Source organism: Streptomyces sp. NPDC053560, assembly GCF_044544605.1.
GTDB lineage: Bacteria > Actinomycetota > Actinomycetes > Streptomycetales > Streptomycetaceae > Streptomyces.
Window position 1 is genome coordinate 135237 of the sequence record NZ_JBITXI010000017.1, and the last position, 22246, is coordinate 157482.

A 22246-nucleotide genomic window follows, 5' to 3' on the forward strand; every position below is an offset into this window, starting at 1 on the left:
CCCGTGGTGGCCGTTCGTTCGACCGGAACGACCGCAACGACCGTGGTGACCGGGGTGGCGACCGAGGTGGCTTCAACCGCGACCGCCGTGACGACCGCGGTGGCCGCTCCTTCGAGCGCCGGGACCACCGTGGCGGCGACCGCCCGTTCAACCGCGACCGCCGCGACGACCGCTTCGGCCGCGACCGCGACGACCGCCGTCCGCACAACCGCCGGGACGACCACCGCGGCGGAAACGCCGGCGGCCGGTCCTTCGACCGCCGTGCGGACAAGCCGCGCTGGAAGCGCAACGGCTGAACCGGACGCGCAACGGCTGAACCGGACGCGGCGCACAGCGCTGAGGAGTCCGTACGCGATTGAGCCGTCGGAGCCGCGCTGAGCAGCCCGTACGAGATCGCGGTAACGGTGGGCCCGTCCTCCCCGGGACGGGCCCACCGGCACGTTCACACCGCCCGCAGCAGGCCCGCATCGGGCCACTTCGACCCCGCCGAGCCCTAATGCCTTCCAGGTGTGGGACGAGCGCGGGCTATGCTGCTCGGTGCGGGCCATTAGCTCAATTGGCAGAGCAGTGGACTTTTAATCCATTGGTTCAGGGTTCGAGCCCCTGATGGCCCACCAGTCAGGCCCCTCGACAGGGCGCTGACCAGCAAGGACGCGCCTCGGCTACTTTCTCTGGCCGGGGCGCTTCCTGTAGGTCAGCCGATTGCGTGAGCGATGCGTGAGCGCACTACACGGCCGAGCTGCGAGGAACGAGCTTCGCTGCGGCTTCCGCGGCCCCCTTGGCCAGCTCAGGAAGGACGCTCGCGTAGATGTCCATAGTGATCGTTATCGACGAGTGACCCAGCATCTCCTGAACCACCTTCATGTCCGCTCCGGAGCGAGCATCAGCGTGGCCGCGCCGTGCCGAAGGTCGTGGTGACGGACCGGCGGAAGACCTGACCCAGTGACAAGCCGCTCGAACAGGTCGGTGACCTTGCCTGGGTGGAGCCAGGAGCCGTCCTCACTGGTGAAGATGCGGCCGGTGTCGACCCACGCCTTCCCCCACGCCATGCGCTCCTTCGCCTGCTGGGCGCGGTGGGCCTTGGGAGCGCGGACCGTCTGGTCGTCCAAGGGGACGACACGGAAGCCGCTGGACGTCTTGGGCACCGACTCCGCCACCTCCCAGCCGTCTTGAACGAGCTGCGCGGTCACGGCCAGCGAGCCGGCGTTCAGGTTCGTCTCCGACCACGGCTGTCCGCAGGCTTCGCCCCGCCGGAGGCCGCGGAAAGCTATCAGGTGCCACATGGCGTAGAGGCGGTTCTTGGATACGAAGTCGAGGAACTGTCCGATCTGCTCTGGCGTCCGGACCATGACAGGAGAGGGCCTGACGCCCGTCTCGCGCCACTGGGCAATCCGCTCGGCGGTCCAGAGCAGGGCCTTGGGCCGCTCGGCGGCTTCCAGCTCGACGTGAGCCGGAGTCCGCCGAAGCCGGAGGCACCGTGCCGGCGTGGTCGTACCTTCGCAGGCCGCTGACAACGACACCCTCGCCCCACAGATCGTCCGCCTCGCCGACGGCCAGTGGGTGATCGCCGTCCCGCGTAAGGGCGGGAAGCCGGGCAACTGTCGACCTCCTGGACGGCAAGGTCCATGACGGCGCGGCGGCGCCGGAAGGGTTCGAGGCTCAGCAGCTCGCCTGCGACGACGGCCGCCCGGTGCTGGCCGGGCCCGGCGGGACGCCGGGGAAGACCTCCGGCGGCTCCGACAAGGTCAGCGCGGAGCGGAAGGACGGCAACACGATCGTCACCATCGAAGGCGGGCGCGTCGACCAGCTGGCCGTGGACGGCGACACCATCGTCGCCGCGGTGTTCCACGACGACAAGGAAAGCCTCGTCACCCTCGATGCGAAGTCGGGCGAGGAGACCCACCGCGTCGCGCTCCCCGGACTGACCGACGCCCAGGGCCTTCAGCGTACGGAGCAGGGCTGGTTGGTTTTCTCCGACGAGGGGGCCGCGTTCGCCAGCTCGGCCTCGAAGACGGCCAAGAAGATCACCCTGCCGGGGAAGCTGCTCGCTTCCTGATGCCCTGGCTTCACCCCATACCGTGGGTCCTCCGGTGCTGACGATTTTTCTAGCGCGGAGTGAACCAGGTGTTCCAGCAGAAGCTGAGGACTGTTCGACGATCTCGTCGCGTCACGTTCTGACCAGGACTTTTAATCCCTTGGTTCAGGGTTCGAGCCGCTGATGGCCCACCGCCCGGCGCCCCCCCCGTGGACGCCGATCCGCACCCCTGCGCCCCGGCCGGGCTCCCCGGTCGGGGCGCTTCTGTTGCCGGGGCCGCGGTGCCCGGCCGCGGCACCTGTCGGTTCACCTGCCGTGTCACCTGTCGGTGCATATGTCGGTTCACCTGCTGCTTCAGCTGCCGGTCGGCGTTTGGCAGGGCCGGTCCCCGGTTGCGATCATGGTCCGGCGAACGATCATGCGAACGACCATGCCGTCGGGCTGCCGTCGATACCGACGGTCCCCGGCGTCGGGATGCGGAGAGTGCACGGATGACGGGGCGGGACCCGCGGCCGCAGAACGGCCGGAGCGAGCCGGGCACGACAGGGGCGCGGTCGGTATGAAGATCGAGCTGAAGCCCGATCAGATCCCGCAGTTCACCGGCGACCTGGTGCAGCTGGACAAGGACCACGCGGCGCTGAAGTCCGACGCCGGGCACCTCCGCGGCACCGGGTCGGACGTGCACTCCCACTTCCAGGGCCTGTCGGCGTACTACAAGGCGCCGGAGGCGGAGCAGCTGTTCGCCACCACCAAACCGGTCAAGGACCGCGCGGACGCCTTCGCCGGCGACCTGGAGACGGTCGCCTCGGCGCTGTCCTCGTACGCCGACGAGATCCGCCCGCTCGTACCGAAGCTGGCCGAGCTGAAGTCCCAGGCGCAGAACTTCATCCGGGACCACAAGGACGACGAGGACGGCGACTACGACGGGGACCTGATCGCCGAGCACAACCGGATCCTCGACGACATCACCGCCACCGTCGCCGCGTTCTGGGCCGCGGAGCGCACCTGCCACAACAAGATCACCGCGTTGTGGGGCGGCACGCAGATGGTGGCCGGGGACGGCTCCGGCAAGGAGAACCAGTACGGCTTCGCCGCCGACGACATGAAGAAGTCCAAGGAACTCCCCTGGGGCGAACCGGTGGAGGAGAAGCACCACTGGTGGGAGATCGGGTACTGGCTGAAGTCCTTCTTCTGGGACGGCCTGATCGTCGACGGGATCTGGGGCACGATCAAGGGCCTGGGCACGCTGCTCGGCTTCAACGGCTGGGAGGCCGCGGGGCGGGCCTGGAAGGGCCTGGGGCAGCTGATCACCGGCCTGGCGATCAGCGTCGTGCCCGGCGTGAACGTGGCCTTCTGGTCGATGCCGGACGACCAGATGCCGTCCTGGTTCCGGGACTCGCGTACGGCGATGATCGAGACCGGCAAGGCGCTGGTGGCCTGGGACCAGTGGGGCGAGAATCCGGGGCGGGCGGCCGGCGCGGTCACCTTCAACGTCCTCACCACGGTCTTCACCGGTGGCGCGGGCGCCGCGGCGGCCGGAGCGGGCAGGGCGGGCGCGGTGGCCAGGGCCCTCTCCGTGGCGGGCAGGGCCGGCCGGCTCATCGACCCCATGACCTACGTGGGCAAGGCGGTCGGGGCCGGGCTGTCCCGGATCGGCGACGCCGTCCGGAACCTGCGCGGCATCGGCAGGGTCGAGGTACCGGATCTGGCGACGGACGCGGCGCGGCTCCCGGAGGACGCCACCCGGCTGCCCACGGCACCGGGTGAGCCCGTCCGGTACTTCGACGGCAACGGGCATCTGCTGGACGCGCACGGCAACGTCGTCGACAGCGCCGGCCACGCGCCCAGGGAGGGCGTACCGGACGCCCATTCGGCCACGACGGCGACGGCGGACGTCCCGGGGGCCGCGGCCCACGCCCAGGAGCCGGCCCTGGTCGGCGCGGGGGCCCGCGGGGGCGGTGGGGCACCTGGTCATGTGGGTGGTGGGGCACCCGGCCCCGGTCATGCGGGTCGTGGGGCACCCGGCCATGTGGACGGTGGAACCCCCGGCCGTGCGGGCGATGGCGTACCTGGCCGTGCCGGTGGCGATGCCCCGGCGCCGGCCGACGGCCTCGTCGGCGACGCGACACGGCAGGGAGACTCCCTTCCGGGCCAGCCCGGGCCGCACGAGGGTGGAGCGCCTCCGCTCGGGGGCGACGCGCCTGCACACGGGGGCGATGCGCCGGGCCGTGGGGGCGAGGGGGTGTCGCCGCACGAGGGTGGCGCGGGGGCGCTGCACGGAGGCGATGCGGGCTCGCCGCATGGGGGTGATGCGCCGGGCCGTGGGGGCGACGGGGTGTCGCCGCACGAGGGTGGCGCGCCTGGCCCTCACGAGGGTGACGCGCCGGGTCATGGAGGCGACGGGGCTTCGGATGCCGGTGACGGTGCGTCCGGGGCGGAGGGCGGCACGCCTCCGGGGGAGGTTCCGCCCAAGCAGCCCGGGGGCGACGAGCCGGAGGTGATCCGGCAGGACGACGACTTCGGGGCCACGCACAACACGTTCGGCCTGCGGAAGTCCCGGTTCGACCCGGACGTCGGCATCGTCCCGGCCAAGCCCGACGGCACCATCACGCCCCTGGAACACGTCCTGGGCGGCGCGAACAAGGACGCCAAGGAGGCGAGCCAGTTCACCTCGTTCGCGCCGAAGGACGGCACCGGCAAGGTGTACGGCGCCCAGGAGGTCAGCATCGACTACCGGCGTCTTCAGCAGGACATCGACGCGGGCCGGGTGCCGGGCGTGGAGATCTGGCGCCCCGAGCGGATCCAGCGGGACATCTCCGGGGAGATCAACAAGGTCGCCGGCAAGGAGATCGACGTTCCCACGACGCTGAAGCCGTCCGACACCGACGCGGTGACGCAGTTCGTGAAGGAGCAGGGCCTCAGCAAGAGCAAGGCCAGCAAGGTGCAGCGGCGGGTGATGGCCCTTCTCAACACGCGCCGTGATGGAGAATGGCTGATCAGCGGAATCGTGCCCAAGGAGTACGTCAAGGGGCCCTACCCCACGACGCGGGCGTGACCCCACGAGCGTGACTCCACGATGCGGGTGTGCGGCGACGACCGCCACGCCCGCGTCCGGCCGCCCGGCACGCGCACGTCCGCAGGATCCGAGAGCAGTACGGGAGCAGAGCACCGAATGGCCGAGAGCACGCGTTCCGGGGAGCCCGACGAGAAGATCGTGCGGCTTCTCTTCACCGACTTCGACGGGGACCGCGCCGACCCGGACGACGTCATCAGCGACGGACTGGACGGCGGCTACGCGGACCGTACCGAGGCCCTGGCCGCGATCCTGCGGGACCCGGACGAGGGGCCGTACGAGCACTTCCTCGCCTGCCTCGCGCTGACCAGGTGGGGCGACGCTCTGGGCTACGCGGCCGTCGCCGAGGCCGCGTCGGACCCGGCGGCGGTGGACTGGCGCGGCGCGTCGTACGACCGGCTGCACACCCAGGACGACACCTTCGCGCTGCTGGCCGAGGCGGTGGGGGACAGCGCCGACATGGTCGAGGAGCGTGCCACGCCGGAGGCGCGCGTGCGGGCCGCGCGGGCGCTGCTGGCCATCGCCGACCGCGTGCAGTTCGACCGGCGCATCAGCGCCCTGCTCCGCCGGGACCTGCTGCCCGCGTGCCTGCCCGCGCTGCGGGACGCGGTGGACCGCGGTGTCCGGCGGCTCGCGGAGCACGAGCGGCTCGGCTTCGATCTCGGCCTGCAACTGGCGCTGATGATCGTCGCGGCCCGCGCCGCCGACCCCGGCTGGGCCGCTGCCGCCGCCGGGCGCCTCGCCCTGGCCGAACCGGGCGAGCGCGCGCTGCGGGAGCTGCGGGAACTCCAGGATCCCGGGGGCGCGTGAGGGGTGCGCGCGGCGCGCGTTCGCGCTGCGCACACCGATCGGCCGTGCGTCTTTGCCTCGCCGGGAACACCCGTGCCCTCCCCGGGAGTTGAAGGAGTGTCCGGTGAGGCTCTTGCCGCTTCCAGGGGGAGTGCATGACGCACGTACGGCTGACACTGCACGGAACAGAGAGCACCCAGGAATTCCGTTCGCTCCACCGGTGGCTGCGGGACGGCGGGCCGGAGCTGCGGGCCGCCGGCGTCACCGTGCGGGACGTGGGAGAGGATCCGGCGCCGGGGGAGATGGGCGGTGCCTTCGAGGTCATACAGCTGCTGGTCGAGCACGGCGCCGGCTGGGGCAGCCTCGCGCTGGCGGTCGCGGCCTGGTGGGAGGCGCACCGCCCGCGCTCCTCGGTCACCTTCGAGCGGGACGGCACCAAGGTCACGCTCACGGGCGCCGAGCTGCGTGACGAGGAGACCGTTCGGCGGGCGCTGGCCCGGCTGGGGCGGGAGGACGCGGCATGACCGCGCCGGCCGCGGGGGAGCCGGAGGCGTCGGGGGCCGGGCAGCAGCCGGTCGCGCCCGCGGCAGGCCGGCCGCTGGACCCCGCGAAGTCCGCCTGCGTGCTCATCGGCGTCGGATCGTACGAGCACCTGGAGGACCTTCCGGCAGTCCGCCACAACCTCATCAAGCTGCGTGAGCTGCTCACCGATCCGGACGTGTGGGGCGTGCCGCACAAGCGGGTGCACGTCGTGTCCAACCCCGATTCGCAGGGCCGGATGACGGACCCGATCGTCCGCGCGGTCGACGAGGCCACCGACACCCTGCTCGTGTACTACGCGGGCCACGGCCTGCTGGACGCCCGCGACAACGACCTGTACCTGGCGACCCCCGCCTCCCGGCGCGGCCGCCGCGAGACCGCCCTGGGGTACCGCGTGCTGCGCGACCTCATGGAGGACGCCAAGGGCTCGGTGCGCCGCCGGATCGTGGTGCTGGACTGCTGTTACAGCGGTCGCGCGGCGAACGGCGTGATGGCCGCCGACGGCACCACGGTCCCTGGCGAGGACCTGGTCGCCATCGAGGGCTCGTACGTCCTCACCTCGACCACGGAGAACCTCAAGGCGGAGGCGAAGGGCGACGCCGCGTACACCGCCTTCACCGGTGAGCTGATCCGCCTCCTGGAGCGCGGCGACCCGGCCCGTGCCGGTGAGCCGCACCTGACCCTCAACCAGATCCACGGCACCCTCCGGCAGACCCTCGCGGCCAAGCGCCTGCCCCGCCCGCAGCGGCTGGACAACGGCGGCGTGGGCGATCTGCCCTTCGTACGGAACAGACAGCCGGCCGACCCGGTCGCGGCGGCCGCCCCGGCCCGCCGCGGCCCCGGCCCGCTCGTTCTCGGTGCCGCCGGGCTCGCCCTGCTCCTCGTCGGGGCGGCGGCCGGGACGGCCGGGACGCTGCGGTGGGGCCCGGAGCGGCGGCCCGCCGCCGACGCCGCCCCGCCGATCCCGGGAAGCTGCGGCAAGGAGGGCCGGGCCACCCTGCTGGACGTCTCCGACCGCCTCAGCGAGCAGCCGCACAACGAGTACCTGGGCGACGAGGTGGCCGGCCTGTCGGCGCTGGCGCTGACCGGCGGCGCGCAAGGCGACGGGAAGGACGCCGAGGGGGAGGGAGCCGAGGGGAAGAGCGGCGACGGCAAGGACGCCGCAGGAGAGGGCCGAGTCTCCGGGGCGGCGGGGCCGCAGGTCCTCGCGCTGCGGGACGGGGAGCCCGCCCAGGTCTTCAGCATCGCGCTCGGCAGCCCCGAGAAGCTGCGCCCCGAGGTCACCGGAGTGCAGGGTCTCTACCGCTCGGACCGCTCGAAATTCCCGGAGTTCGACGGCGAGGGGCTGGTGGTCGAGAAGGGCGGCGGGACGGTGCTGGCCAGCTCCGAGCTGGGCCCCGCGATCCGCCGTTTCAGCCTCGCCGACGGCAAGCAGAAGGGCCCCGACCTCCCGGTGCCCGATGCTTTCAAGCCGCCGCCGAAGGGCGCCGCCGACAACACCCGCAGCCTGGAGTCGCTCGCGGTCACCCCGGACGGCAAGCACCTCTTCGCGGGCATGGAGGGCCCGCTGCTGGGCGACGACGACGTGCACGGCCGCCACCAGATCCGCATCGAGCGCTACGAGGGCGCCGCGGGCAAGGCGTACACCCCCGAGAGCCAGTACGCGTACCAGACCGAGGAGGGGCTCTTCCTGTCCGAGCTGGTCGCCGTGGACGAGACGCATCTGCTCGCCCTGGAGCGCGGCTACATCAGCGGCCTCGGCAATGGCATACGCGTCTACGAGGTCGACCTCACCACGGCCGACGACGTCACCGGCCAGGCCTCGGTCACCAAGCACGACAACGACCTCATCGCGCCCAAGCAGCTGTTGTTCGACCTCTCCCGCTGTCCGTGGGGCGGCATCAGCACCGAGGAGCCGCAGCCCAACCCGGTCCTGCAGAACGTCGAGGGGATGGCGCTGGGCCCCGAGCTGTCCGGGCGGTACGCGGGCCACCGGGTGCTCTACATGGTCGCGGACGACAACGCCCGCAGCGCCCAGGCGACCCGGCTGTACTCCGTCGCGGTACGGCTCCGGGGCTGAGTCCGTCGCGGTACGGCTCAGAGGCTGCGGTACGGCTCAGAGGCTGCGGTACGGCTCAGAGGCTGACGGGCCGTACCGGCCTGCGGTGCCCCCGCCGTCTCCGAGGGGTCGCCCGTCCGGCCCCCGCCGGGTCGCCGTACGGTTCCAGGGCGGTCACCCTGGGACGGCGGTGGTGACGGGAGCGCGAAGCGGCACACGGGAAGCGGCGCGGGAAAGAGGCCGGTGCGGATGGGGCGAGGCGGAACGGGCATGCCGGGAGAGCGGGAGCGGCAGGCCCGTCGGGACGGGCTGCCGAGGTTCGGCCGCCGGCTGGTGTGCTGGCTGCCCGCCATCTTCCTGATCGGCGGCCTGGTCTTCGACCTGCTGACGCCGTCGCGGTACACCGCTGCGCCCTTCTTCTCGGCGGCCCCCCTGGTGGCGGCGCCGCTGTACTCGCTGCGGTACACCGCCCTCACCGCGGTCCTCTCCGTCCTGGCGGAGATCGGCGTGGTCGCCTTCCACGGCCGGATGGGCGGCTACGAGTCGTACACCGAGGCGGTGACCGTCCTGGTCGTGTCGGTCCTCGCGCTCGGCATCAACCGCGTCGTACGGATCAGCGACGCCCGGCTGGCCTCCGTGCGGGACGTGGCGGAGGCGGCCCAGCGCGCCGTGCTGCCGCAGCCGCCGGACCGCATCAGCGGACTCGACGTGTCGGCGCGCTACGAAGCGGCGCAGGCGGACGCCCGCATCGGGGGCGACCTGTACGCCGTGCAGGACACCCCGCACGGCGTACGGCTGATCGTCGGCGACGTACGGGGCAAGGGGCTGGAGGCCGTGGAGGCCGCCGTGATCGTCATCGGGGCCTTCCGGGAGGCCGCGGAGCAGGAGGCCACGCTGGAGGCGGTGGCCGGGCGGCTGGAGCGGGCGCTGCAGCGCGAGGGCAGCAGACGCGAGGGGCTGGACCAGTTCGAGGGGTTCACCACGGCCGTTCTCGCCGAGGTCCCGTCCGAGGAGCGCGGGATGCTGCGGGTGCTGAACCGCGGCCACCCGGCGCCCCTGCTGCTGTGCGTGGACGGCACGCTGAGCGAGCTGGCGCCGCGGACCCCGGCGCTGCCTCTCGGGCTGAGCGAGGTCGCGGGCTGGCCGGACCGCGCGGACGAGTCCCGGTTCCCGCCCGGCGCGATGATCCTGCTGTTCACCGACGGGGTGACCGAGGCGCGGGACTCCAGGGGCGTGTTCTACGAGCCGGCCGTCCGGCTCTCCGGCCGGGTGTTCCCCGGCCCCGACGCGCTGCTGGACGCCCTCGTGGACGACGTGGCACGGCACACCGGGGGCGAGACGGAGGATGACATGGCCCTGCTGGCCCTCCGCCGACCGGAGGGGTGAGCCCCACGGCCTACGGAGGGGTGGGCCCTAGACGGTGGACCGGTTACACCGGCTCCGGCTCCGGCTCCGCGAGCCACTGCACGCTCCGCCCGTGCTGCTCCGTGAGGGCGACGGGCCGGCCGTCGACGGCGAGCGTGAGGAGGCGCGCGTCGGCGGGGCGCGGGCCGGGCAGCCACGGCAGCACGCTGTGGTGCTCCTGGGAGACCCAGTGGCCGGGCCGGTCCACGAGCAGTGACCGTACGACCCGGACGAACTCCTCGCGGCGCTCCAGGGGCAGGTGGGTCAGCGCCGCCGTGTGGAAGACGACCAGCGTCGCCTCGGGCGGCGCCTGCGCGGCCAGCGCGGGCAGCTCGTGCAGGAGGTCGCCGCGTACGAGGGGCGTCGGCGGCGCGTTCCGCACTGCCTCGACGGCGGCGAGCTGCCGGCCGGCCCGGTCGGCGACGTCCACGCCACCGTTCCCCGTACGGCCGCCGTTCCCCGTATCGCCGCTGTTCTCCGTACCGCCGGACCAGGCGTCCCCCGTGCCCGTACCGGCACTCGTCCCGAGGGCCGTGTTGTCCCGCGGGCCCGGCCAGGCCAGGGCGCGGAGCCAGCGGATGTCGTCCGGGTCGGACAGGTCGAGCGGGTCGAGGCCGAGGCCGGCCCGCCAGACGACCCGCGGTGGCGCGGCCGGTACCGGCGTGCCCGGGGACGTGCGGCAGGGAAGGACCACCGGGCTGTCCGGATCCCCGAACTCCGGCCCGCCGTCGTAGCGGTAGCGGTACCGGTCCGGATGCAGGCACAGCCCGGCCGCCGCGCCGACCTCCAGGAGCGCGAGCGGCTGGGGGAGACGGGCGAGGACGGGCAGCAGCGTGGCGCAGCGCGCGGGCTCGTCGGTCCGGGCGAGCCGCCGCATCATGACGTCGCGTACGTCGTCCCAGTGCCGGATCGTCCACTCGCGCCAGCTCCGGTACGCGAAGTCGCCGCGCGGGCCCTGTTCGGCGTGCGGGCCGTCGAGGTAACGGACGGCGGCGAGCAGGAGGTTGGGCTGCTGCTGGTTGCCGTGCGGCAACGAGACGGCCAGGAAGTCGCAGAAGTCCGGGTCCTGGCTGATGCGGGCGGTCAACTCCTCGTGGGCGTCGGACTCCCCCCGCGCCTGCTGCCACGCGAAGTCCGCGTACCGATCCGCCACTGCCTGCGCGCTGTTGACGACCATGATCAGACGCTACTGCTCTCACCGTCCGTAGCCGATACGCACCCCTCCGCATAACAACTGGCAAACGATCAGTCCGGTTCGGGTTTCCGATCCATGGCCAACTCGCCCCAATTTAGCCGTGACTGCATGCATAAGTCCTGGTCAGCGGTCGTACGGATTCCGGGGAACGCTTGGAATCCAGCCGTCCCTTCCATTACTGTCCGATAACGGAGCGCGGTCGTTACAGCCGTCGCAAGAGACGGCAACGCGCGCCGACGCCGAATCCCAACAGCGCACTTCATTACCGCACCACCCGCCAAGGGAACCGGGGAACCACCACCTTGGGGTGAATCGGGCGACTCCCCCGGAGCCGCCCGTAGGAGACCTTCCTGCTCCGAACCCGTCAGCTAACCCGGTAGGCGAGAAGGAAGGAAAGGAGTGCGCCCCCGTGGCGTCCAACAAGCCTGCCCCCGAACCGTCCCGCCGGACCGCGTACGAGCCGTTCGCGACGCACGAGGGCGCGGTGCACGACCCGTACGCGCACCAGGATTCGTCTCCGCATCCGTACTCGTACCCGCACCCGTATCCGGACGGCCACGAGGCCCCCGGGGCCCACACGGAACCGGCGTTCGCCGACACCGCGGCCTTCCCCGCGGCCTCGGACACGGCCACTTTCCCCGCGGTCTCGGATACGGCGACCTTCCCCGCGGTGAGCGGTACGGGCCAGATGACCGCTACAGGTCCGATGACCGGTACGGGTCCGATGACCGGTACGGGTCCGATGACCAGTACGGGTGCCGTGGCCTTCGGTGCGCACGGCGGCGCGTATGACGGCGCCCATGCCGGCGCGCAGTACGGCGCAGGTGACGGCGTGCACGACGGGGCGTGGGAGGAATGGAACCCCACGGAGGAGTCCGTACGCCCCGTACGCGGCCGGCACCGCGTGGCCAAGCAGCGCGGCGGCCTCGCCCGCAGCAGCACGGTCCTGGGCGTCGGCGTCATGGCGGCGGTCGGCGCGGGCGGCATCGCCACCGCGCAGGGCAAGCCCCAGGTCTCCATATCCATGCCCGACCTGGGCGGCATGGCCGAGCGCGTGTCCGAGAAGCTGGGCTCGAACGGCTCCGCCGACACGGCCGACGCCGCGAACGCACAGGGCGGCCCGTTCACGCAGGCGGCCGGCGCCGCCGGGGGCGAGCACTCCCAGGGCGGCGACGCCCTCCGCACCCGCATCATGGAACAGGCCGAGCAGGCACAGAACTCCGCCGACCAGGAGGCCCGCGAGGCCGCCGAGAAGGCCGCCGTCGAACAGGCCGAGGCGGAGGCCGCCGAGCGCCGGCAGCAGGCCGAGGCCGCGAAGAAGAAGGCCGACGCGGCAGCCGAGGCCAAGGCCGAGGAGGCGGAGCGCAAGAAGGCCGAAGCGGCCCGCGCCGCCAAGCTCGCCGAGCTGGCGAAGAGCTACACCCTCCCGGTCTCCTCGTTCACCATCACCGCCACCTTCGGGCAGGGCGGCGACCGCTGGGCCGCCGACCACACCGGCCTCGACTTCGCCGCGCCGACCGGCACCCCGGCCAAGGCGGTGCACGGCGGCACGATCACGCAGGCCGGCTGGGCGGGTTCGTACGGCTACCGCATCGTCGTCACCCTCGACGACGGCACCGAGCTCTGGTACTGCCACCTCTCCTCGATGGTGAAGACCTCCGGCAAGGTGAACGCCGGCGACGTCATCGGCCGGGTCGGCGCCACGGGCAACGTCACGGGCCCGCACCTCCACCTGGAGGTCCGGCCGGGCGCCGACTCCCCGATCGACCCGCTGCCGTGGCTCCGCGACCACGGCCTGAAGATCTGACCTGGTCCGATTCGGTCCGGCCCGGCCTGATCCGTTACTGATCCGGTCTGGCCGGACGACCGACGACGGACGACCGACGGCCAACGACGGATGACCGACGACGGACGACCGACGGCCAACGACGGATGACCGACGGCCAACGACGGATGACCGACGGCCCCGAAAACGAACGGTCCATTCTTCGCCCGGCGGGCTTCCGTTCGCCCGTTCCGGGCACTTGTCCGCCGTCGCCGCCGCCTCGTGCGCCCCGCCTCGCAGGGCGCACACAGCAGGAGGGGAGAGGCGGTGGCCGACGGCCGGGTCTCCGCGTGCCCACGGACCGTCCCCGGCCCTCCGTACGCGGACCCGCACTCTCCGGCGGCCCCGATGCCCCACACATCGGGGCCGCCGGTTTCGGTACGGCCGTACGCCCGTAGGCCTGGATGCCCGTAGGCCGTAGTCCCGTAGAGCCGTACGCCTGGATGCCCGTACGGGAGCGAAATCCACGCCGCCCGCGCAGAATGGGAGGACCCGCCCCGGCGTGGGAAGTCCCGCCGGGGTACGACGGCGTGCCGACCGAAGGGCGGACCCTCGTGGAGTGGACCCTCGAAGTCATCACCGTCCCCGTCACCGACCTGGACCGGGCGAAGGAGTTCTACGCGGACCGGTGCGGCTTCAAGGTCGACACCGACGCGCAGATCGCCGAGGGCGTACGGATCATCCAGCTCACCCCGCCCGGCTCCCGCTGCTCGATCGCCCTCATCCAGGGCATGCCACCGGCCCCCGGCCAGACCGATATGGCGCCGGGCTCGCTCCAGGGCCTCCAGCTGTGCGTGGTGGACATCGAGGCGGCCCATGCCGAACTGGTCCAGCGGGGTGTCGATGTCGGTCCGGTCCAGCACCTCGGTGCCGACGGCTGGGCCGCGGGCCGCGGCGAGACCTGGAACGCCTTCATGCTCTTCAAGGACCCCGACGGCAACGGCTGGACCGTCCAGGAGGCCCCGTCCCCCTTGAGCGAGCGCTAGCCCGCCCGAGCGGTCGGCGGAGTACCGGCCGCCGTCAACGGAATTCCGGCCGGCGGGCAACGGAATACCGGTCGACGGGCAACGGAATAACTCCCCCACTCGCCCCGCTGAACGAAAACATGGCCACTTCCACTCCTGCTTCCGTTCCCGGCCCGGTGCCCTCCGCCAAGCGGCTCGGCTCGCTCTCCGTATCGCCGCTGTCCCTCGGCGGCAACGTCTTCGGCTGGACCGCCGACGAGTCGGCCTCCTTCGCCGTACTGGACGCGTTCACCGCGGCCGGCGGCAACTTCATCGACACGGCCGACGCGTACTCCTTCTTCGTGCCCGGCAACAAGGGCGGCGAGTCCGAGAAGATCATCGGCGACTGGCACACCGTCCGCGGCAACCGTTCCGACCTCGTCATCGCGACCAAGGTCGGCGCCCTCCCCGAGCGCAAGGGCCTGTCCGCCGCCAACATCAAGGCGGCCGTCGACGACTCCCTGGCCCGTCTCCGTACCGACTACATCGACCTCTACTACACCCACTACGACGACGAGTCGGTCGAGGTCTCCGAGATCATCTCCGCCCTGGACGAGCTGGTGAAGGCCGGCAAGATCCGCGAGATCGGTGCCTCCAACATCTCCCCGGAGCGCCTGCAGGAGTCCCTCGACTTCTCCACCCGCGAAGGCCTGGCCAAGTACGTCGCCGTCCAGCCGCACTACAACCTCGTGTCCCGCGACACGTACGAGGGCCCGCTGCGCGATGTCGCCGCCCGGTACGGCCTGGGCGCCATGCCGTACTACGGCCTCGCCTCCGGCTTCCTGACCGGCAAGTACCGCCCGGGCACGAACGTGGACAGCGCCCGCTCCGGCAAGGCCGCCGAGCACCTGGCCACCGAGCGCGGCCGCCGCGTCCTGGCCGCCCTCGACCAGGTCGCCGAACGTCACGAGGCCGACCAGGCCACCGTCGCCCTCGCCTGGCTCGCCGCCCAGCCCACGATCACGGCCCCCATCGCCAGCGCCCGCACGGTAGCCCAACTCCCGGCCCTCATGGCCCTCGGCGGCCTCCGCCTCACCGACGAGGACATCGCCCAACTGACGAACGCCTCGGAGTAACGTCCGTCGGCGAGCTTCGTACGCGCTGAGGGCGGTGGTACCCCCGCGCCACCGCCCCCAGCCACGCCCGACCCCACCGGCTCACAGTCCCACCGGTTCACAGCCCCAGAGGCCCACAACCCCACCGGCTCACCACCCCACCGGCTCACCACCCCACCGGTTCACGACCCCAGTGGCTCTGCCCCACCGGCTCACTTCCGGTCGACGACCGCCCACGAAGTCGCCGCCACGGCCCCGGCCACCGCGAACACCGAGGGCCAGGCGCCCACCTTCTTCGCCAGCGGATGCGACCCGGCGAACGCCGCGACGTACAGCCCGCTGAGCGCGGCCGCCGTACCGTTCCCGCCCTTGCGCTGCCACTCCCGCGCCGCTACAGCCCCGGCCGCCGCCAACGCCACCCCACCCAACGGCCGCTTCTTCGTCCACCGAGCCACCCCGTAGCCCCCCACCAGCCCAGCAGCCGCCACCACACTCGCCGGAACCCGAGCCATCACGACAACCTCCGCATCATGGACATCTCTGCCCATGACCTTACGCTCGGGCTTCGCCTCCGGTGAGGGAGGGCTGCGACGGTGACGCTCCGCCGCGGAGCATCCGCCGCTCAGCGGGCCTTGCCGCCCCGGACCTCGGAGAGTGCGACAGCGATGCTCGCTGCCACGTCGGTTGGGGTCTCGTGTTCCCAGAAGCGGAGGACCGTCCAGCCGGCGGCGGTGAGGTGTTCGGTCGTCTCCAGGTCGCGTGCCATGTTGCGGTCGAGTTTCTGCCGCCACCATTCGGCGTTCGCCTTCGGGTGGGTCGCGTGCTGAGGGCAGCCGTGCCAGAAGCACCCGTCGAGAAAGACCGCGACCTTGAGGCCGGGGAAGGCGATGTCGATCGTTCGACGTGGCATGTCGGGCACGCGCCGCTGCAGCCGGTAGCGCATCCCGGCGGCGTGGAGCAGCCGGCGGACGGCCATCTCCACGGAGGTGTCCTTGCTGGCCTGGCGACTCATGCGCGCCGAGACACCGGGGGAGGAGGGCGTCACAGGCACGGGGCCCATTGTGCCGGACAGCCGGTGGGGCGAGGCGGGGGGCATCGGGGACTACGCCGTTCTAGCCGTCGTACGGGGCGGGCGAGTGCGAAGGGGCCGAAGCCTGAGCCTGGTTCCGGGTGCGATGCGCGTGGGTCAGGGCGGGGTGGGCCAGGGGTTTGGTTTGCCAGAGGTGGTGGAGTAGGGCGCGTTCGCGGGTGTGGAAGTCGGGGGTGGGGCCGGTGCGGTGGGCGCGGCGGCGGAGGAAGGCGAGGGACGTGGCCAGGGCCGCGTACTCGGTGACGGCGCGGGCGGCGGCGGGGCCGTGGGTGCGGCGGGCGATCGTACGGGCGAGGGCGCGCGTCCTGAGCGAGGAGAGGGTGAGCGGGTCGGTCGGGGTGAGCCAGCCGGCGGCCGCGTACGGGGGGAGGTAGGTGCGCAGGGAGCGCAGTTCCTCGCGGCGCGACCAGACGGCGAGGCAGGAGACGGCCGCGAAGACCGGGACCATGAAGAGCCCGTAGACGGCCAGGAACCCGAAGCTGCCGAGGGAGGACGCGCTGTTCCATATGGAGTGGAGCAGGATCGCCGTCGTCAGCCCCAGGACGGGCAGCGCCAGGCGCAGCGGGCGGTGGTGGGGGAAGCGGGTCGCGGCTATGCCGAAGGCCAGGCCGGTGAGGACCGTGAAGAGCGGGTGCGCGAACGGCGACATGATGACGCGTACGAAGAAGGTGCCCGCAGTGAGGGAGTCGGCGAGCCCGGCCAGCGAGTGCAGGCTGAGGGAGCCGAGGGAGAGGTCGCGGCCGACGGCGTTGCCGAGGTAGAGGACGTTCTCGGTGAAGGCGAAGCCGGTGGCCGTGAGGCCGGCGATGACGATGCCGTCCGTGATGCCGTCGACGTGCCGGCGGCGGAAGACGAAGAGGAGCAGGATGGCGGCGGCCTTCGCCGACTCCTCGACGACGGGCGCCACCACCGTACTGCTCCAGGTCTCCGCGTCGGTGGGGGAGACGCTCGCGATGTTCGTACTGAGCCACTGGGTCGCGAAGCCGTTGGCGACGATCGCGACGAGGGTCGCGGCGCAGGCGCCCCAGGCGAAGGCGAAGGCGAGGTTGCGCCATGGCTCCGGCTCCACGCGGTCGAGCCAGCGGAACACCGTGACCAGTACCGGGACGGGGAAGACGGCGAGCGCGAAACCGACCAGGAACCCTTCCGTGCCGGTCTGCCGGCGGACCATGGTCAGGATGGCGATGCCGGACAGGGTCAGCAGGGCTATGAGGGTGATGAGGGACAGGGCGCGGAACAGCGCCCTGCGGGACGCCGGCCCGCGGGATATCGGCCCGTGGGAGGTCGGTCTGCCGTCGGGAGCCGGAGGCATGGCCGGAGGCCCGCTCGGTGGTCCGTACGAGGGACCCGAGGGGCGGTCCGGTGACGGCTGCGACGGGTGCACTCTTCGACAGTAACCACCAGGTGGCGGCGGCGCGCGTAGTCGGCCACCGGGGCCGATTGGTGGGGGTGGAAGGGGTGGTTACGGGCCAGATGCCCGCCCGGGGGAGGGCGGCCGCGTCAGTCCGCGCGGCGGCGGAAGAGGAGGTCGTGGACGACGTGTCCCTTGTCCAGGCCCTGGCCCTCGAACTTGGTGAGGGGGCGGAAGTCCGGGCGGGGCGCGTAGCCGTCGTGGCAGTTCTCCAGCGTCGGCTCGGCGCTCAGCACCTCCAGCATCTGCTCGGCGTACGGCTCCCAGTCGGTCGCGCAGTGCACGATCGCGCCGGGCGCGAGCCGTGTCGTGACCAGGGAGAGGAACTCCGGCTGGATCAGGCGGCGCTTGTGGTGGCGCTTTTTGGGCCACGGGTCCGGGAAGTACACGCGCAGACCGGCCAAGGAGGCGGGGGCGAGCATCTCGCGGAGCAGGATGATCGCGTCACCGTTGGCCACCCGGATGTTGGAGAGGCCGTTGCGCTCGGCGAGAGCGAGGAGGTTGCCCTGGCCGGGGGTGTGGACGTCGCAGGCGAGGATGCCGGTGTCCGGGTCGGCGGCGGCCATCTGGGCCGTCGCCTCGCCCATGCCGAAGCCGATTTCGAGGACGACGGGAAGGCCGTCGAACAGCTCGCCGAGGTCGATCCGGGAGAGGCCGTCGATGTCGAGACCCCACTGGGGCCACCGGCGGCGGATCGCGTCCGCCTGGCTGGGGGAGACGCGGCTGCGGCGCGGCTGGAACGAGCGGATGCGCCGCTCGTGATGCGAGCCCGCCGGGTCGGCGGCCGGTCCTGTGCCGTGCGGGAACATCGGCTCGCGCCCGCCGGGCCGGGGGGCGGAGCTGTGGGGCGTCTGCGTGGGCGGAGTCTGGGCTGCAGCCCAGGTTGCCGTCTCCGCGGCCGTCTCCGCGGCTGGCTCCGTGGCCGTCTCCGGGGAGACGGGGGCGTCGCCCACGTGCTGCTCCATGTGCTGCTCGGGCGCGGTACCCGCAGCCCTTCCGGGTACGGAGGGGGCGGGCTCGGCGGGGGTGGCGGGGTTCTCGGACACAGTGGGTCGATTCTACGGGCGGGGGAGCGGGGGCAGCCGGTCGCAGGGGCGGGCCGGGCTGGGCTTGGGCCGGGTGCCCTTGGTGGGGCCGTCGGGCGCCGGTGCGGGTCGGATGCCTCCGGTGGGGCCGCCAGTGGGGCAGCCGCGCCCCTGGACCGCGGCCCCCACCGTCCCCCCAACCCCACCTCACCCCAGCAGCCGCAAAGCCCGTTCCGCTATCTCTCGGCCGATGGGAAGGGAGGCCGTGGCCGCGGGGGACGGGGCGTTGAGGACGTGGACCGTGTGCGGGCCCTCGGTGATGAGGAAGTCGTCGACGAGGGTGCCGTCGGGGAGGACGGCCTGGGCGCGGACGCCGGCCGGGGCCGGGGTGAGGTCGTCGGCCGTGACGGCCGGGAGCAGGCGGCGGACCGCGTCCGTGAAGGCGCGCTTGGAGAGGGAGCGGTGCAGCTCGCCCGTGCCGTACCGCCAGTGGCGGCGGGCTATCTGCCAGGCGCCCGGGTACGCCAGCGTGCCCGCCAGCTCGCCGGGCCGGACCGTGCGCCAGTCGTACCCTTCGCGCGCCAGGGCCGGGACGGCGTTCGGCCCGACGTGCACGTCACCGTGGATGCCGCGGGTCAGATGGACGCCGAGGAAGGGGAAGGCCGGGTCGGGGACGGGGTAGACCAGGCCGCGTACGAGGGAGTCGCGCGCGGGCGAGAGGGAGTAGTACTCGCCGCGGAACGGGACGATGCGCATCCCGGGGGCGTCGCCGGCCAGCCGGGCGACGCGGTCGCACTGCAGCCCCGCGCAGTTCACCAGCGCCCGGGCGCGGACGACCCGGCCGCCGGCCGTACGGACCGCGACGCGGCCGGCGCGGCGGCCGATCGTCCGTACGTCGGCGCCGTACTCGATGCGCGCGCCGGCCTCCGTCGCGAGGCTGCCCAGGCGGGCGGCGACGGCGCCGAAGTCCGCGATGCCGGTCGTGCCCACGTGAATGGCGGCGAGGCCGCGCACCTCGGGCTCGTACTCCAGGATCTGCGCGGGGCCGAGCTCGCGGACGGGCAGGCCGTGCTCCCGGCCGCGCTGGATGAGGGAGTGCAGGCGGGGCAGCTCGGCGCGGTCGGTGGCGACGATCAGCTTGCCGGTGATCTCGTGCGGGATGTCGTGCTCGGCGCAGAACTTGGTCATCTCGGCTGAGCCCTCCAGCGCGAAGCGCGCCTTGAGGGAGCCGGGCGGGTAGTAGATGCCACTGTGGATCACGCCGCTGTTGCGGCCCGTCTGGTGGCGGGCGGGGCCGGGCTCCTTCTCCAGGACGACGACGCGGGTGCCGGGCGCGGCGCGGGTGATCGCGTACGCCGTCGAGAGGCCGACGATGCCGGCGCCGATGATCACGACGTCGCAGTCGGAGCGGTGAGCCGGACCGGCGCTCCGGGGCCGGGCCGCCTGGGTGGTCCGGTTGGTCGGACCGGTCAGCGCGCTCGCGGATTCCGGAGTGGTCCGGGGAGCGGAGGGGGCGCCTGAGGGGCGCGCGGCGGCCCGTCCCGCGCCGGCGGGCTCCTTCGCGCCTGCCTCCGCACGCCGCGCGGCTTCCGCGGACCCCTCGGGCGCCTCCCCCGAGGGCCGCCCCTCCGCCTGCTCGAACGCCATCGCGGCAGCACCTCCCCATCACGAGCAACGTCACGTCACGACCGACATACCCATCATGACGGGGGGCACTGACATCCGATCGGCACCGGGCTTCGTCACCCGTACGGCGGACAGCGTGGTGACCAGCGCCGGCGCGCCGGGAGCAGCCGCGGAACGGTCCGCAAAAGCCACCGAAAGAGCGGATCACGAACCGGTCGGGGGCGGACAGGGGCCCGCCCACGGCGTAGGACCGGCACGTACGGCACCTAACGGGGCCGCGCACGCCCTGAACCCGAGCGCACGCTCCGAGTCCAAGCGCAACCCTGGACCGAGCGCGCCCTGGCCCCGCCGCGCACCCCGAAGCCGGCGCCCACCGCGTACCCGCCGCGCACCCCGAAGCCGGCGCCCACCGCGTACCGGCCGACGCACGCCCCAGGGACCGGCCCCTGGGTCCTACACCGGCGCCACCAGCAGCGGCCGGGCCCGTTCGCGCAGCTCCACGACGCGCGGCTCGTCGCCGTACGGCTCCAGCCGGTGCAGCAGGTCGCGGACGTACTCCGTCGTGCGGGCCGAGGAGATCCGCCCGGCCACCTCGACCGCGCGGGTGCCCGCCGCGCAGGCCGCGTCGAGATTGCCCGATTCCAGCTCGGCCACCGCCGACACCACCAGCCGCAGGCCGTGCGAGCGCACGAATTCCTCGGTGGGGCGGGACAGGGCCTGTTCCGTGAAGCGCCGTACCTGGCGCGGAAGTCTCAGGTCGCGGTAGCACTCGGCGGCATCGGCGGCGAAGCGCTCGTACGAGTAGAAGTCCAGCCAGGACGGGTCCGGGTCGCCCTCGCGCGACCGTTCGAGCCAGCCCTCGGACGCCTTCAGCGCGACCTCGCAGGCGCGGCCCTCGCCGGCCTTCGCCTGGGCCCGCGCCTCGACCAGCCGGAAGAAGCTCATCGTGCGGGCTGTGGCCAGGCCACGGTTGCGTTCCAGCGCGGCCTGCGCGAGGTCGACGCCCTCGTCGGCGAAGCCGCGGTAGGTCGCCTGGAGCGACATGGATGCCAGGACGTAGCCGCCCAGGGGCACGTCGGCGGCGGCGCGTGCCAGGCGCAGCGCCTGGATGTAGTACCGCTGCGCCGCCTCCTGCTGGCCCGTGTCGAACGCCATCCAGCCGGCCAGCCGGGTCAGTTCGGCGGTGGCTCCGAAGAGTGCGCGTCCCACCTCGTCGCTGTACGAGGCGAGGAGTAATGGCGCCGCGTCCACCCGGAGGCACTCGGGCACCATCGAGGAACGCCAGTCGCCGCCGCCGTACTTGGAGTCCCAGCGGCGGGCGTCCTCGGCCGCCTCGCGCAGCTTGGAGACGTCGCTGTGGCCGACGTGCTGGGGCAGCGGGTCACCGCCGGGTGCCGGGTCCTTGGAGTCGTCCTTGCCGGCGGCTCTGTCCCGTGCGGAGACCCCCACGACGCCCGGGGTGCCGACGGCCGCGACGGCCGGTCCCGAGGGGCCGCCACCGGGTCCGGTGTCCGCCTCCGTGTCGTGCGGGCCGCCGCGCCCGGTATCCGCTTCGGGGACGCCGCGCGCCACTGAGCTGTCGGCGGGGGATATGAGCCAGCGGGAGGCGGGTGTGGCGTATGCGCTGACGGCGAAGGAACCGGCCAGGCTCTGCCAGATGCCGCCGCCGCCCGCGCGCCGTCCGGCCAGATCCAGCCGGTACAGCTCCGTCGCGGACCGTACGGCGGCGTTCACGTCCCGGGGAAAGGCCAGGCCCACTTCGGGCGCGGGGTCGGCGTCGGCCAGCCCGATCTCGTGCAGCGGCACCGGGCGGCCGAGCTTGCTGCCGATCGCAGCCGCAATCAGATGTGGCGCCGCACCCTGCGGGACCATGCCTTTCGACACCCATCGGGCGACGGACGTCTTGTCGTAGCGAAGCGTCAGCCCGCGCTGTGCACCGAGGTCGTTGACCCGACGGGCGAGCCCGGCGTTACTGATCCCCGCGAGGGCGAGAACGGTGCCGAGTTTTTCGTTCGGCCCGCGAGTATCCCTGGACATGCGCACCCCTCGACCAAGCGACGGCCACCCCGTACTCCCCGGGGCATGCGTCCACCCAGAGTAGTTCGCTGAATCCCG

Annotated in this window: 16 protein-coding genes, 1 tRNA gene, 2 pseudogenes and 1 riboswitch; of the genes and pseudogenes, 11 read left to right on the plus strand and 8 right to left on the minus strand. The window is 72.9% G+C overall.

What is annotated here, in order from left to right; translation table 11 throughout:
• Together ACIGQF_RS33635 and ACIGQF_RS33640 are read left to right on the plus strand one after the other, a co-directional pair.
• Positions 1 to 296 (plus strand): annotated as a pseudogene (locus ACIGQF_RS33635) (RNA helicase); the annotation flags it as partial.
• A gap of 245 nt (positions 297 to 541) precedes the next feature.
• Positions 542 to 617 (plus strand) — tRNA-Lys (locus ACIGQF_RS33640).
• Between the two features lie 109 nt (positions 618 to 726).
• Here the strand turns inward: ACIGQF_RS33640 and ACIGQF_RS33645 are convergent.
• Positions 727 to 1451 (minus strand): annotated as a pseudogene (locus ACIGQF_RS33645) (site-specific integrase); the annotation flags it as partial.
• Between the two features lie 239 nt (positions 1452 to 1690).
• Here ACIGQF_RS33645 and ACIGQF_RS33650 point away from each other — a divergent pair.
• The 6 genes from ACIGQF_RS33650 to ACIGQF_RS33675 all read left to right on the plus strand — a co-directional run bounded on the left by ACIGQF_RS33650 (position 1691) and on the right by ACIGQF_RS33675 (position 9882).
• Positions 1691 to 2056 carry a hypothetical protein gene (locus tag ACIGQF_RS33650; RefSeq protein ID WP_399718328.1) on the plus strand — a complete coding sequence of 122 codons (366 nt, stop codon included), beginning with the start codon at positions 1691 to 1693 and terminating at the stop codon, positions 2054 to 2056.
• A 538-nt stretch (positions 2057 to 2594) separates the two neighbouring features.
• Positions 2595 to 5090: a hypothetical protein gene (locus ACIGQF_RS33655; protein WP_399718331.1), complete on the plus strand. Its 2496-nt coding sequence runs from the start codon at positions 2595 to 2597 to the stop codon at positions 5088 to 5090.
• 117 nt (positions 5091 to 5207) lie between these two features.
• Positions 5208 to 5918, plus strand: a complete 711-nt coding sequence (locus ACIGQF_RS33660) for a hypothetical protein (RefSeq protein WP_399718334.1) — start codon at positions 5208 to 5210, stop codon at positions 5916 to 5918.
• A gap of 134 nt (positions 5919 to 6052) precedes the next feature.
• Positions 6053 to 6421, plus strand: coding sequence for a hypothetical protein (locus tag ACIGQF_RS33665; protein WP_399718337.1), 369 nt, complete (start codon positions 6053 to 6055; stop codon positions 6419 to 6421).
• Positions 6418 to 8517 (plus strand): esterase-like activity of phytase family protein, encoded by a 2100-nt coding sequence (locus tag ACIGQF_RS33670; RefSeq protein ID WP_399718339.1) that lies wholly within the window; start codon positions 6418 to 6420, stop codon positions 8515 to 8517. The genes ACIGQF_RS33665 and ACIGQF_RS33670 overlap by 4 nt, the downstream gene beginning before the upstream one ends.
• 249 nt (positions 8518 to 8766) lie before the next feature.
• Complete coding sequence (locus ACIGQF_RS33675; protein ID WP_399718344.1) at positions 8767 to 9882, plus strand: PP2C family protein-serine/threonine phosphatase; 1116 nt, start codon at positions 8767 to 8769, stop codon at positions 9880 to 9882.
• A gap of 43 nt (positions 9883 to 9925) precedes the next feature.
• Here the strand turns inward: ACIGQF_RS33675 and ACIGQF_RS33680 are convergent, their stop codons facing one another.
• Positions 9926 to 11077 carry a DUF2332 family protein gene (locus ACIGQF_RS33680; RefSeq protein ID WP_399718347.1) on the minus strand — a complete coding sequence of 384 codons (1152 nt, stop codon included), beginning with the start codon at positions 11075 to 11077 and terminating at the stop codon, positions 9926 to 9928.
• A 274-nt stretch (positions 11078 to 11351) separates the two neighbouring features.
• Positions 11352 to 11493, plus strand: a riboswitch (cyclic di-AMP (ydaO/yuaA leader).
• Between the two features lie 11 nt (positions 11494 to 11504).
• Here ACIGQF_RS33680 and ACIGQF_RS33685 point away from each other — a divergent pair.
• The 3 genes from ACIGQF_RS33685 to ACIGQF_RS33695 all read left to right on the plus strand — a co-directional run bounded on the left by ACIGQF_RS33685 (position 11505) and on the right by ACIGQF_RS33695 (position 15000).
• Entirely contained in the window at positions 11505 to 12902 is a 1398-nt protein-coding gene (locus tag ACIGQF_RS33685; protein ID WP_399718350.1) for a M23 family metallopeptidase, read from the plus strand.
• Between the two features lie 572 nt (positions 12903 to 13474).
• The gene (locus ACIGQF_RS33690) at positions 13475 to 13906 is read left to right on the plus strand and encodes a VOC family protein (protein ID WP_399718401.1); all 432 of its coding nucleotides are present in this window, start codon (positions 13475 to 13477) and stop codon (positions 13904 to 13906) included.
• 119 nt (positions 13907 to 14025) lie between these two features.
• Positions 14026 to 15000, plus strand: coding sequence for an aldo/keto reductase (locus ACIGQF_RS33695; RefSeq protein WP_399718353.1), 975 nt, complete (start codon positions 14026 to 14028; stop codon positions 14998 to 15000).
• Positions 15001 to 15191: 191 nt separating this feature from the next.
• Here the strand turns inward: ACIGQF_RS33695 and ACIGQF_RS33700 are convergent, their stop codons facing one another.
• The 6 genes from ACIGQF_RS33700 to ACIGQF_RS33725 all read right to left on the minus strand — a co-directional run bounded on the left by ACIGQF_RS33700 (position 15192) and on the right by ACIGQF_RS33725 (position 22168).
• Positions 15192 to 15491, minus strand: coding sequence for a hypothetical protein (locus ACIGQF_RS33700; protein ID WP_399718356.1), 300 nt, complete (start codon positions 15489 to 15491; stop codon positions 15192 to 15194).
• 110 nt (positions 15492 to 15601) lie between these two features.
• The gene (locus tag ACIGQF_RS33705; RefSeq protein WP_399718404.1) at positions 15602 to 15991 is read right to left on the minus strand and encodes a very short patch repair endonuclease; all 390 of its coding nucleotides are present in this window, start codon (positions 15989 to 15991) and stop codon (positions 15602 to 15604) included.
• A gap of 100 nt (positions 15992 to 16091) precedes the next feature.
• Entirely contained in the window at positions 16092 to 17381 is a 1290-nt protein-coding gene (locus ACIGQF_RS33710; protein ID WP_399718359.1) for a PrsW family intramembrane metalloprotease, read from the minus strand.
• A gap of 188 nt (positions 17382 to 17569) precedes the next feature.
• Entirely contained in the window at positions 17570 to 18526 is a 957-nt protein-coding gene (trmB, locus tag ACIGQF_RS33715; RefSeq protein ID WP_399718362.1) for a tRNA (guanosine(46)-N7)-methyltransferase TrmB, read from the minus strand.
• Between the two features lie 186 nt (positions 18527 to 18712).
• Positions 18713 to 20152: an L-2-hydroxyglutarate oxidase gene (gene lhgO, locus ACIGQF_RS33720; RefSeq protein WP_399718366.1), complete on the minus strand. Its 1440-nt coding sequence runs from the start codon at positions 20150 to 20152 to the stop codon at positions 18713 to 18715.
• 432 nt (positions 20153 to 20584) lie between these two features.
• Positions 20585 to 22168, minus strand: a complete 1584-nt coding sequence (locus ACIGQF_RS33725) for an MFS transporter (RefSeq protein ID WP_362217842.1) — start codon at positions 22166 to 22168, stop codon at positions 20585 to 20587.
• Between the last annotated feature and the right edge of the window lie 78 nt (positions 22169 to 22246).

Bases quoted from the DNA above. Each gene is read 5' to 3' on its own strand.
- ACIGQF_RS33695 (WP_399718353.1), top strand. From the start codon at position 14,026: ATGGCCACTTCCACTCCTGCTTCCGTTCCCGGCCCGGTGCCCTCCGCC.
- ACIGQF_RS33700 (WP_399718356.1), bottom strand. From the start codon at position 15,491: ATGGCTCGGGTTCCGGCGAGTGTGGTGGCGGCTGCTGGGCTGGTGGGG.
- ACIGQF_RS33655 (WP_399718331.1), top strand. From the start codon at position 2,595: ATGAAGATCGAGCTGAAGCCCGATCAGATCCCGCAGTTCACCGGCGAC.
- ACIGQF_RS33670 (WP_399718339.1), top strand. From the start codon at position 6,418: ATGACCGCGCCGGCCGCGGGGGAGCCGGAGGCGTCGGGGGCCGGGCAG.
- ACIGQF_RS33705 (WP_399718404.1), bottom strand. From the start codon at position 15,991: ATGAGTCGCCAGGCCAGCAAGGACACCTCCGTGGAGATGGCCGTCCGC.
- ACIGQF_RS33710 (WP_399718359.1), bottom strand. From the start codon at position 17,381: ATGCCTCCGGCTCCCGACGGCAGACCGACCTCCCACGGGCCGATATCC.
- ACIGQF_RS33680 (WP_399718347.1), bottom strand. From the start codon at position 11,077: ATGGTCGTCAACAGCGCGCAGGCAGTGGCGGATCGGTACGCGGACTTC.
- ACIGQF_RS33665 (WP_399718337.1), top strand. From the start codon at position 6,053: ATGACGCACGTACGGCTGACACTGCACGGAACAGAGAGCACCCAGGAA.
- ACIGQF_RS33725 (WP_362217842.1), bottom strand. From the start codon at position 22,168: ATGTCCAGGGATACTCGCGGGCCGAACGAAAAACTCGGCACCGTTCTC.
- lhgO (WP_399718366.1), bottom strand. From the start codon at position 20,152: ATGGCGTTCGAGCAGGCGGAGGGGCGGCCCTCGGGGGAGGCGCCCGAG.
- ACIGQF_RS33660 (WP_399718334.1), top strand. From the start codon at position 5,208: ATGGCCGAGAGCACGCGTTCCGGGGAGCCCGACGAGAAGATCGTGCGG.
- ACIGQF_RS33675 (WP_399718344.1), top strand. From the start codon at position 8,767: ATGCCGGGAGAGCGGGAGCGGCAGGCCCGTCGGGACGGGCTGCCGAGG.